Source organism: Peptoanaerobacter stomatis, assembly GCF_000238095.2.
GTDB lineage: Bacteria > Bacillota > Clostridia > Peptostreptococcales > Filifactoraceae > Peptoanaerobacter > Peptoanaerobacter stomatis_A.
In genome coordinates this window covers 295136-305254 of record NZ_JH815226.1, presented here as the reverse complement: position 1 = coordinate 305254, position 10119 = coordinate 295136, and the positions used below count along the sequence as shown (strand labels likewise).

Here is a 10119-nt window from a genome sequence, read left to right as displayed (position 1 = left end):
GTTATGCGAAGTATATCAATCGAAAGAAACAATATGGTTATAAAAGAGGAGAGGATACACCTGTACCCATACCGAACACAGAAGTTAAGCTCTTCATCGCTGATGGTACTTAGACCGCAGGGTCTTGGGAGAGTAGGTCATAGCCAATTGGATAAAGGAGGCAGGCATTTATGCTTGTCTTTTTTTATTGCTTTTTTTCTCTTTTTTATTTATTATATATATATTATATTTTATTATAATAATTGAAATGAGGGAGAAATTTGATTTATAATTTACTAAATGGTCTTGGAATTTTGCTTGGTTCTATTATTGGATTATTGCTTAGTAATGGGATACCGGAAAGAGTGAGTAATTCACTTATGAAAGCAATGGGATTGGTAGTATTGTATATTGGAATAGAAACAAGCCTATCAGGTAAAAACATATCTGTGATTGTGATTTCATTGGCGATAGGCACTATAATTGGCGAGATTTTAGATATAGATAACAGTATTAATAAATTTGGCAAATTGTTAGAAAATAAAATTGCTGCAAATAATGAAAATTCTAAGTTTTCGGAAGGGTTTGTTACTACATCTATATTATTTTGTGCGGGAGCTATGGGTATAGTGGGGTCATTGCAGGCCGGACTTAACGGTTCTGGAGACACTCTTCTTGCAAAAACACTTATAGATGGTATTGTTGCATGTATATTTACTACAAGCCTTGGATATGGGGTTATTTTTTCCAGCTTATCTGTCATTTTATATCAAGGAATATTTGTTTTACTTGCAGGTGCTCTCAGCAATATTCTTGGTGAAAATATAATTGACTCTATATCTGCTGTGGGTGGCATAATAATATTGGGTATGGGTATAAATCTTTTGACAAATTCTAATATAAAAGTTGCTAATATGGTTTTAGCTATATTCATTCCTATAATATTTGGAGTTTTTAAAATATTGTAGCTATATAATATTTTTAGAAAAATTTAGTAAATATGTTTGTTTGCATATAAATTGTTAATATATCGCATTAAAGAGCAAATTAAAGATATTCCATTAATAAACTGAATTTTAATTAGTTTTTTGGGATATTATCAATTTGTATAATACAAATTTTTATTACTGTTAAATTTGATATTAATTTCAATTTTCTGTATGATAGGAGATTATGATTTTGAAAGAAAATAATGTTTATAATACAATAGTGCATCCATTAGAATCTCTTTATGATAAAAATTCAAAAATACTTATACTTGGCAGTTTTCCATCTGTTAAAACAAGAGAAGTTGGATTTTTTTATGGGCATAAGCAAAATAGATTTTGGAAAGTTTTATCGAAACTTTTTGAGATTGAAATATCTGATGATATTGCTGAAAGGAGAAGCTTTTTGCTTGACAAGGGGATAGCTGTATGGGATGCAATATATAAATGTGATATAATTGCATCGAGTGACAGCAGTATAAAAAATGTAGTACCTACAGACTTATCTGATATATTTGAACATTCTGATGTAAAAAAAGTTTTTTGTAATGGTAATACATCATATAAATATTACAATATGTATCAAGGTAAAATATATGATTATGAGGTGGTCAATTTACCGAGTACAAGTCCTGCCAATGCAAGCTATTCGCTTGATAAATTGGTGAATAGCTGGAAAGTCATACTTGAATACATTTAAGCTTAAAAAATATTAATAGACTTGTTTGATAACTCAATTTTATGTGAACTATACTTATTACACCATAGCAATCTTTTAATTCCTTAACAACTGCCTTGACAGCTATAAAATCGTATATTTCTTCAAAAGATTTATTTTTAAATTTCATCTTAAAATAGCTAAAAGTAATTGTAAAAATTAATATTAGAAAAGCTATTTTTTTTAAATGTGAAATTTTAGATATTTACGGTCATTGACTGTATGTAATCGAACAAGTCTAATTTAAGCCTATTATATATCTAATTCTATACTGTCAGATATATAATAGTGATATCCGTTTTTAATACAGTAATATTTTATTTTTTGTATTAGAAGTTTATTAGTTGTATATTCAGTTATATATATTTTAATGCCTAAATGTTTGTATTTTTTTAAGTGTTCTTTGTAGTATGAATTTGTTTCCTTTGTTTGACTTATAAGCTTATTATTCTTGAAATCAATTGAAGAAAATACGCTTTCTTGATTTATTCCATTTAAGATGTTATTTACACTCTTGTATTTTTTGTAATATTTGTCTATAAAAAAATCTCCGCCATTTATTATGACATCTTTATTATATTTTTTTAAATCTTTTAGTAACTCTGAGACACCATCAAATATTTGTTCACTCTCATTGTAGTAATACACATCTGTATTGTCTATGAAAAAACCGTCAATACCTTTGTCTATGAGAGATTTTGCAAGAGTGTTGATTATAAAATCATGCCATTTTTTATTTGAAATATCAATCCAATATTCTTCTTCCCAATTTTCATAGTTTTTTAAAATTATATTTTTAAAATTGTTATAGTAAGGTCTGAAGTTTTCAATAGAGCCTATATTTAAGTAAGAATAAACTGTAATACCCTTGCTTTTAAGAACATTTATGGCTTTTTTTGAAAAATTTTGTGCATCTATTACAACTATGTCATAGTTGTATAATTTGTATAAATTGTCTTCTGATATATTTAAAAAAACACCATATTTAGGCAGATTTTCAGAGTATGAAAATGTACTTGTAGAAGCGATAAATATTATTATAAAGAGCATTTTAAAAAGTTTTAAATTCATTTTAACTCCAATATTATTAAAACAATACATTGACTATTGTATAAAAAAAAATTATATTTAATGCTAAAATTTGATAGAAGTATGCATATAATTAATAAAAATCTACAATATTGAATATAGAGTGGTAAAATATAAATCTATATAATTTAAATAAGTTTTGGTATAAGTATGTAATCACAGTATATCATATTTATTTTAAAATAGATATTTTAAATTTTGACGAATATATTTAATTATGTTAAAATTTTTATTAGAATTTATTTGTTTATAGATTGATTTCAAATTAGATTAATATTATATTTTTATATGATAAATTATAAAATATGAGGTAGATTATGGAAATATTTAATAAAATAAAATTTAATTCACCGGTAGTGCTTTCATTTGTCTTCATAAGTTTTTTAGCCTTATTGCTTGATATATTTACAGGTGGTAATTCAAATAAACTATTATTTTGTGTATATCGTTCAAGTTTTTTTGATCCGCTTACATATATAAGGCTGTTCACGCATGTGCTTGGTCATAGTGATTGGTCGCATTATATAAATAACATGCTGTTGATGCTAATAGTAGGACCTTTATTAGAAGAAAAATATGGAAGCTTGAATATAATAATAATGATACTTATAACGGCATTTATAAGCGGTATAGTAAGCATAATATTTTTCCCAAATGTTGCATTGCTTGGAGCAAGCGGTGTAGTGTTTGCATTTATATTGGTGTCATCTATTACAAGTTTTGAATATGGAAAAATACCTCTTACTTTTATATTAGTCGCTTTTGTGTATATTGGAGGGCAGGTAGTAGACGCTGTTTTTGTAAGAGATAATATTTCGAATTCAACACATATAATAGGTGGAATAATTGGTAGTATATACGGATATTATATGAATAAATCAAAAATATGATTGGTGATGACTATGAGCGAGATTATAAGTGTAGTAGGTGCCGGGGGAAAAACAACTTTCATAGAAGACTGTGCACAAAATTTATCAAAATTTAACGATATTTTAATATCTACTACTACAAAAATGAGATTGCCTAAATTGGGAAAATACAATTATCTGATAATGAATAGAGAAAATTTTGAAATATATAAAGAATATTTTTTAAAAAATAATACATTGAAATCAGAAAATTATTTAGAAGAATTGATTTTATTGAAAAATAGGATACATTATTTTAATAAAAAATATATATTTAAAAATATTAAGTTTTCTAAAAGATATATAATATCTCAAAAAAAAGCAAATTTTCATAAAAAAAGGGGATATATATATTACTTTTTATCTGAGATTCTTATAGGAAAATCAAATAAAAAATTTGCTCATATAACAGATGAACAAATAGAACTATTTAAAGATAAATTTGAATATATATTCTTGGAGTCGGACGGAGCTAAGGAAAAGTCATTAAAATTTCCCCAAATATATGAACCGGTAATTTCAAAATATACTACAAAAACTATAGCCATATTTGACATAAATATGATAGGAAAACCGATAAAAGATAATGTCTATAACGAAGAAGAATTTGTAAAAAATATAGTATCAGATAATTTTGAAAATGAAGAAAAAACAATATCCATAGAGCATATATACAAACTTATAACAATAAAAAACGGACTTTTTAAGAATTCAAAAGGTGAAAAAATATTATGTATAAATAAACTTAAATCAGACTATAATGTTTATAATAAGTTAAAAAAAATGTTAGAAGACACAGATATAAAGATAGTTACTAAGAAAATGAAGTGAAAATTTAAAAAATATTTCATAATATAAATTTTCTATAAAGAAAAGTTTTGATTTAGATATTTGAAATGCGTAAAAAATATTTATTCTGAAACATATAAAAACATATCTTTAACTTTACAATAAATTTCAATTATTTTATAATATTACGATAAACTGATTTCTTGACTATTATTTTAATGAGGAAGCCTATGAAAATACTTATACTTACAAATAAAGTAGGCGGAGGGCACAATTCTACAGCTAACGCCTTAAAAATAGAATTTGAAAAATATGACAATGTGGAATGTAAAATTATAGATTCTTTTGAATATATATCCCCTGTTTTGCAAGAAGGAATATCTAAAAGCTATATATTATCAACGACAGTATTTCCATATCTATATGCCGGAGGGTATAGATATCAGGAGATTATGGATGAAAAAGAAACAAAAGATGCTGGAGATAATGTAGTAAACTATTTATTTACACAAAAATTGTTGACATATTTTGAAGAAGAATTTTATCCGGATATAGTTATAAGCACACATATATTTTCAGCTCAATTGATAAATCTGATGTTAGAAAAAAAACTTATAGATGTTATATCTGTTGGAATAATAACAGATTTTACAATACATCCTCATTGGTGTAGATTATCAAATTTGGATTATTTTGTAACTGCAAGCGAGCTTTTGACATATCAGGCTGTAAAAAAAGGCATAAAAAAAGAAAAAATACTGCCATTTGGAATACCTATAAATGATAAATTCAATGTGCATATCAACAAAATGGAAGCGAAAAGAATGCTTGGATTGAATGAAAATAAAAAGACTATTTTATTTATGTCAGGCTCAATGGGATATGGAAACATAGTTAAAATGGTAAAGAGAATAGACCATATATTAGATGATTTTGAATTATTGGTAGTATGCGGAAACAGTAAAAAAAGTAAAAAAGATTTGGAAAAGACAAAATTTCATCACAATGTAAAAATATATGGCTTTGTTGATAATGTAGATGTTATGATGAGTGCCTGTGATTTAGTAATAACTAAACCTGGAGGTCTTACAAGCTGTGAAGTTTTATCAAAGAATCTTCCTATGATAATGGTAAATCCTATACCAGGTCAAGAAGAAAGAAACGTAGAGTTCTTGACAAATAATGGTTGTGCGGTTTATTCAACACCGACATTTCCGGTTGATGAAGCATTTTATCAACTATATTGTTATCAGGAAAAATTAGAAAATATGAAAAAAAATATATCAATGATAAGAAAACCGAATGCAGCAACAGATATATGCAAGTTTTTAATAAATATGTAAATTTTATACAAAAAGTTGCTTAAAGATTTAATATGTATTAATTACTCAATTTTATCAAAATAATATAAAGAATTTTTAAATAATAAAGGAAGAAATATTTGTGAAAGATATAGAACTATGGAATGAATTTGTCACTAAGAACAACATTGTAGAAAATAAAACATTCAGTTCATGGCAATTCGGTATCAGTGACGTACAAGCGGATGAGCTTTCAACACTTGTAGTTAGCGGTAAAAAAACTGCTACAGCATCAGCTCATATATTATATGAATTAGAGGGTGAAGAAATACCCAAAGAAGGTGAATATAGTATAATTTTAAATTCAAAAAACGAAGCGGTTTGCATAATACAAACAAGCAAAGTGTACATTACACCATTTAACAAAGTTTCTGAAAATCACGCTTACAAAGAGGGTGAAGGAGATAGAAGCTTAAGATATTGGCAAAAAGTACACGAAGAATTTTTTAAAAAAGAATTATCTGAAACAGGACTTGAGTTTGAAACAAATATGAATGTGGTATGTGAAGAATTTGAAGTTGTTTATAAATCTTGATTAATACTATCTAATAGAATAAATAATATAACTATACAACATTAATATAAATTATTTATTTAAATAAGCAATGATTCTAAATTTATATTATTCTATAAGATTTTATTATAAAAACTCTGAAAAATTAAAAAATGGATATTATTTGTGTATTAAAACACAGATGATATCCATTTTTTATAATATAGTGTGCACTGTTAATTAGTGAATGATACTGAAATTCTATAGAACTATTGAATAAACAAATATAATTCTGGCAAGATATATTGCAAAAACATAACTAATAGAAGTCGTATACAGTCAATAGTCTACAAAGAAATTTAGCATAAATTCGATTTATAATATATTGTGAATACGGTATTTATCTTTGCTTTAACAAGTCTCTTATCTCTGTAAGTAGAACCTCTTCTTTAGTAGGTTCATCTTCTTTTGCTTCTTCAATCTCTTCTTCTTGTTTTTTCATTGAGTTTATAACTTTTATAAATGCAAATATACAAAGTGCAATTATTATAAAATCAACTATGTTTTGTATAAAATTACCATAGTTTAGAGCTATTTGTTCTATTCCTTTTTCGTTATTTTCTTGACTAAGTACAATTTTTAAGTTTGTAAAATTTATTTCTCCGGTTATTTTTGATATCAAAGGCATGATTATGTCATTTACAAGAGATGTGACTATCTTTCCGAACGCACCCCCTATTATCACCCCTACAGCCATATCAATAACATTGCCTTTTATTGAAAATTCTTTAAATTCCTTAATAAAGCCCATAAAATATCCTCCTGATTGTATAATACATATATTGGTACTGATGCCAATTTAAAAATAAGTTATAGTGTATCAAAAAATACATGATAAATCAATTATGAATTTATTAGGATAAGGTATTTTTTTGAAAATTAAAGTCTGTAGTTCAAATTTTAGCTACTTCATCTATAAAATCTATATACACTTCATCTTTTTCTTCTATAATTATATTTCCGTTAGTTATATTTAATAAATCCTGTTTTAAATTTCCTAAATTTTCGTGTTTTTCATATAATATGAACTTTACACTTTCAAAAAATTCAGGAGCTTTAGATAGTATATGATTATTTTCTATAAATTTTTGAATTTTTCCTATAAGATTATAATCTATACTTATTTCCAATTGCTTAAATATTCTTTTTTCGACTATGGTATTTGAAGAAAGCGCTATTTTTGCAGTTTTTGAGTATGCTCTTGTAAGTCCTCCTGCCCCTAATTTTATACCACCAAAATATCTTGTAGCAATTATCAGGCAGTTTGTTATATTTTGTTTTTTTAACACTTCAAGCATAGGAACTCCTGCAGTTGAACTAGGCTCTTTGTCATCGCTGCATTTCATTACACTCATATCATCATTTAATATATAAGCATAACAGTTGTGTGTAGCATCATAATGTTGTTTTTTTATAGATTTTATAAAATTTTCAGCCTCATCTTGTGATGATATATGAAAACTATAACCTATAAATCTTGATTTTTCTATTATAATTTCATCATTTGCATTGTTAAGTACAGTTTTGTATTCTCTCATAATCAGTACCAATTATTTTAAAAGTTTATCATAATCAGATAAATCATCATCATCTAATATTCCATAACAAGTAAAGCTTTCAGAATCAAAATGTGAATCATCGAAAAAATTAGCATTACTTTCATTTAACATATCATCAACATCTTCATAATATTCATCATAAGTATCCTCGAGATAATACTCATTTCTTGATGAGATTAAAGAATTTAAAGAGTTCATTTTATATTCTTTTAGACGAGATACATCAGTGTGTTCTACATATAGCATCATAGCGAAAATTATTTCTTCAAAAGGAGTAGAACCATATTTCATAATAACCTCCTGATAAAATATAATTTTAATAATCATACCCTAAGTTTTTTTTAAATAAACCATATTATTAGTAAAGTAGAGCCAAAATATAATATAAATTAATTTTACAACTTTATATAATATATGTGAATTGTTTTTTTATTTCATTATAAGAAAATTTTAGTTAAAAATTTAATCAAAATATTGACAGATTGTTTTTTTTGTTATATTATTATTACATCAACATTATGTGCTGATATTTTTAATTTAATTACAAAAAATAATCTACCTTTTTTGGTAGATTATTTTTTGTAATTTTTTCTTTATTATTAAGTTTTCACTTTATTTTAATAAAGATATAGTATTATGAATCTAAAGATGATGAGTTTATTGATTATTTGATTTTATATACATACTATGGTATAATTTTTATATTAAAGATGTGAAAAAATTTAAAACTTGAATAAATGTTGCTCAGTTTTTACGAAAAATAATTCACAAAGTGGATTTTTATTAAATTTTTGAGATTATAAGACATATAATAGCGTTTTATTCAAAGATTAATACTAAAAACTGTTAAAAAATAATATATATTGGATAGAAAATATTTTTATCTTACTTATTATTTAATAGTAACAGTGTTAATATGTAGAATTATTTAAATTTTCTCATATCTATTTTACATTGATGAGGAGGTGTTATAAATGAGTGATTGTATATTTTGCAAGATAGTTGGCGGAGATATCCCAAGTGCAAAAGTATACGAAGATGACTATGTATATGCGTTTAATGATATAGATCCGCAAGCACCTGTACATATAGTGTTGGTACCTAAAAAACATTATGATAATATAAAAGACTTGGATGATGATAGAATAAAAATATCTATATTTAATGCAATACAAAAAATAGCATTAGATCAAAAATTGGATGCAGGATTTAGAGTTGTATGTAATACGGGAGAGCAAGGTGGACAGACAGTCGAGCATTTACATTTTCATATATTATCAGGAAGAAATCTTCAATGGCCTCCGGGTTAAATTTTAGTATAAAATAAAATACTTGAAAAAATTGTAAATTAATTATATAATACTTGAGTATTAAAATTTTATTTTTTCTGAAAAGGCTTCTTCATATCTGCAATTTTGTTTATTTTGAGGGGAGGGAAGAAGATGGCAACTGAAATTAAAGTAAAAGAAAATGAATCATTAGATAGTGCACTTAAAAGATTTAAAAGACAATGTGCTTTGTCAGGAGTAATGTCAGAAGTTAGAAAAAGAGAACATTATGACAAACCAAGTGTAAAAAGAAAGAAAAAAGCAGAAGCAGCAAGAAAGAAAAAGAGATAAATTCGTTGAATAAATTAACATATAATGAGGTGAATTGAAATGACTCTCAAAGAACGATTGACTAATGACCTTAAAGATGCTATGAAAAATAAGGATCAGGTCAGGAAATCAGTTGTGACTCTCGTTCGTGCCGCAATTAAACAAAAAGAAGTTGACGAAAGAGTAGAACTCGATGACACAGATGTTATGGATATAGTATCCAAACAGTTGAAGCAACGAAATGAAGCTCTTGTTGATTTTAAAAAAGCAGGCAGAGATGATTTGATAAGCCAAACAGAAGAAGAAATTAAAATTCTTTTAACTTATTTACCTAAGCAGCTTACTGATGATGAGCTTAGAGAGTATATAAAACAAGCTGTTGAACAAGTAGGTGCCACATCTGTAAAAGATATGGGTAAGATAATGGGAATTTTGATGCCGAAGGTGAAAGGAAAAGCTGACGGCAGAAGAATAAATAACTTAGTATCAGAGTTTTTTAAATAAGAGTTTATTAAAATTTTAATAGAACAATTTAAAGGGTTGCCATAAGGCAGCTCTTTTTTTGTATTTAAGAGCTTA

Annotated in this window: 13 protein-coding genes, 1 rRNA gene and 1 pseudogene; 10 read left to right on the top strand and 5 right to left on the bottom strand. The window is 25.9% G+C overall.

The window, feature by feature from the left end:
* Window positions 1–32: 32 nt before the first annotated feature.
* The 3 genes from rrf to HMPREF9630_RS09620 all read left to right on the top strand — a co-directional run bounded on the left by rrf (window position 33) and on the right by HMPREF9630_RS09620 (window position 1665).
* Window positions 33–149, top strand: a 5S ribosomal RNA gene (rrf, locus tag HMPREF9630_RS09630).
* Between the two features lie 111 nt (window positions 150–260).
* On the top strand, window positions 261–947 hold the full coding sequence (locus HMPREF9630_RS09625; protein WP_009528281.1) for a DUF554 domain-containing protein: 687 nt from the start codon (window positions 261–263) through the stop codon (window positions 945–947).
* Between the two features lie 211 nt (window positions 948–1158).
* Window positions 1159–1665, top strand: a complete 507-nt coding sequence (locus HMPREF9630_RS09620) for a DNA-deoxyinosine glycosylase (RefSeq protein ID WP_009528280.1) — start codon at window positions 1159–1161, stop codon at window positions 1663–1665.
* A gap of 43 nt (window positions 1666–1708) precedes the next feature.
* Here the strand turns inward: HMPREF9630_RS09620 and HMPREF9630_RS10745 are convergent.
* Window positions 1709–1822: pseudogene (locus HMPREF9630_RS10745) on the bottom strand (hypothetical protein); the annotation flags it as partial.
* Between the two features lie 113 nt (window positions 1823–1935).
* A complete protein-coding gene (locus tag HMPREF9630_RS09615; RefSeq protein WP_009528279.1) occupies window positions 1936–2754 on the bottom strand; it encodes an endo alpha-1,4 polygalactosaminidase in 819 nt (272 codons plus the stop codon).
* Between the two features lie 335 nt (window positions 2755–3089).
* Here HMPREF9630_RS09615 and HMPREF9630_RS09610 point away from each other — a divergent pair, with 335 nt between their 5' ends.
* The 4 genes from HMPREF9630_RS09610 to HMPREF9630_RS09595 all read left to right on the top strand — a co-directional run bounded on the left by HMPREF9630_RS09610 (window position 3090) and on the right by HMPREF9630_RS09595 (window position 6365).
* Window positions 3090–3662, top strand: coding sequence for a rhomboid family intramembrane serine protease (locus HMPREF9630_RS09610; RefSeq protein WP_009528278.1), 573 nt, complete (start codon window positions 3090–3092; stop codon window positions 3660–3662).
* Window positions 3663–3674: 12 nt separating this feature from the next.
* Entirely contained in the window at window positions 3675–4511 is an 837-nt protein-coding gene (yqeC, locus tag HMPREF9630_RS09605) for a selenium cofactor biosynthesis protein YqeC (protein WP_040465242.1), read from the top strand.
* Between the two features lie 188 nt (window positions 4512–4699).
* Window positions 4700–5812: an MGDG synthase family glycosyltransferase gene (locus HMPREF9630_RS09600; protein WP_009526437.1), complete on the top strand. Its 1113-nt coding sequence runs from the start codon at window positions 4700–4702 to the stop codon at window positions 5810–5812.
* Window positions 5813–5912: 100 nt separating this feature from the next.
* A complete protein-coding gene (locus HMPREF9630_RS09595) occupies window positions 5913–6365 on the top strand; it encodes an ASCH domain-containing protein (RefSeq protein WP_009528276.1) in 453 nt (150 codons plus the stop codon).
* A gap of 358 nt (window positions 6366–6723) precedes the next feature.
* Here HMPREF9630_RS09595 and mscL read toward each other — a convergent pair whose 3' ends face one another.
* The 3 genes from mscL to HMPREF9630_RS09580 form a co-directional block, all read right to left on the bottom strand.
* Window positions 6724–7134, bottom strand: coding sequence for a large-conductance mechanosensitive channel protein MscL (gene mscL / locus HMPREF9630_RS09590; RefSeq protein WP_009528275.1), 411 nt, complete (start codon window positions 7132–7134; stop codon window positions 6724–6726).
* 142 nt (window positions 7135–7276) lie between these two features.
* Entirely contained in the window at window positions 7277–7921 is a 645-nt protein-coding gene (locus tag HMPREF9630_RS09585) for a YigZ family protein (protein WP_009528274.1), read from the bottom strand.
* Between the two features lie 12 nt (window positions 7922–7933).
* Window positions 7934–8233 (bottom strand): hypothetical protein, encoded by a 300-nt coding sequence (locus HMPREF9630_RS09580; RefSeq protein WP_009528273.1) that lies wholly within the window; start codon window positions 8231–8233, stop codon window positions 7934–7936.
* A 683-nt stretch (window positions 8234–8916) separates the two neighbouring features.
* Here HMPREF9630_RS09580 and HMPREF9630_RS09575 point away from each other — a divergent pair.
* The 3 genes from HMPREF9630_RS09575 (at window position 8917) to HMPREF9630_RS09565 (ending at window position 10044) form a co-directional block, all read left to right on the top strand.
* Window positions 8917–9252 carry a histidine triad nucleotide-binding protein gene (locus HMPREF9630_RS09575; RefSeq protein ID WP_009528272.1) on the top strand — a complete coding sequence of 112 codons (336 nt, stop codon included), beginning with the start codon at window positions 8917–8919 and terminating at the stop codon, window positions 9250–9252.
* Between the two features lie 132 nt (window positions 9253–9384).
* Window positions 9385–9561 carry a 30S ribosomal protein S21 gene (rpsU, locus tag HMPREF9630_RS09570; protein WP_009526421.1) on the top strand — a complete coding sequence of 59 codons (177 nt, stop codon included), beginning with the start codon at window positions 9385–9387 and terminating at the stop codon, window positions 9559–9561.
* A 39-nt stretch (window positions 9562–9600) separates the two neighbouring features.
* Entirely contained in the window at window positions 9601–10044 is a 444-nt protein-coding gene (locus tag HMPREF9630_RS09565; protein ID WP_009528271.1) for a GatB/YqeY domain-containing protein, read from the top strand.
* Window positions 10045–10119 lie beyond the last annotated feature (75 nt).

Excerpts from the sequence above, each read along its gene's own strand:
- HMPREF9630_RS09580 (WP_009528273.1), bottom strand. The coding sequence starts at position 8,233 with ATGAAATATGGTTCTACTCCTTTTGAAGAAATAATTTTCGCTATGATG.
- HMPREF9630_RS09575 (WP_009528272.1), top strand. The coding sequence starts at position 8,917 with ATGAGTGATTGTATATTTTGCAAGATAGTTGGCGGAGATATCCCAAGT.
- HMPREF9630_RS09615 (WP_009528279.1), bottom strand. The coding sequence starts at position 2,754 with ATGAATTTAAAACTTTTTAAAATGCTCTTTATAATAATATTTATCGCT.
- yqeC (WP_040465242.1), top strand. The coding sequence starts at position 3,675 with ATGAGCGAGATTATAAGTGTAGTAGGTGCCGGGGGAAAAACAACTTTC.
- mscL (WP_009528275.1), bottom strand. The coding sequence starts at position 7,134 with ATGGGCTTTATTAAGGAATTTAAAGAATTTTCAATAAAAGGCAATGTT.
- rpsU (WP_009526421.1), top strand. The coding sequence starts at position 9,385 with ATGGCAACTGAAATTAAAGTAAAAGAAAATGAATCATTAGATAGTGCA.
- HMPREF9630_RS09585 (WP_009528274.1), bottom strand. The coding sequence starts at position 7,921 with ATGAGAGAATACAAAACTGTACTTAACAATGCAAATGATGAAATTATA.
- HMPREF9630_RS09600 (WP_009526437.1), top strand. The coding sequence starts at position 4,700 with ATGAAAATACTTATACTTACAAATAAAGTAGGCGGAGGGCACAATTCT.
- HMPREF9630_RS09565 (WP_009528271.1), top strand. The coding sequence starts at position 9,601 with ATGACTCTCAAAGAACGATTGACTAATGACCTTAAAGATGCTATGAAA.
- HMPREF9630_RS09610 (WP_009528278.1), top strand. The coding sequence starts at position 3,090 with ATGGAAATATTTAATAAAATAAAATTTAATTCACCGGTAGTGCTTTCA.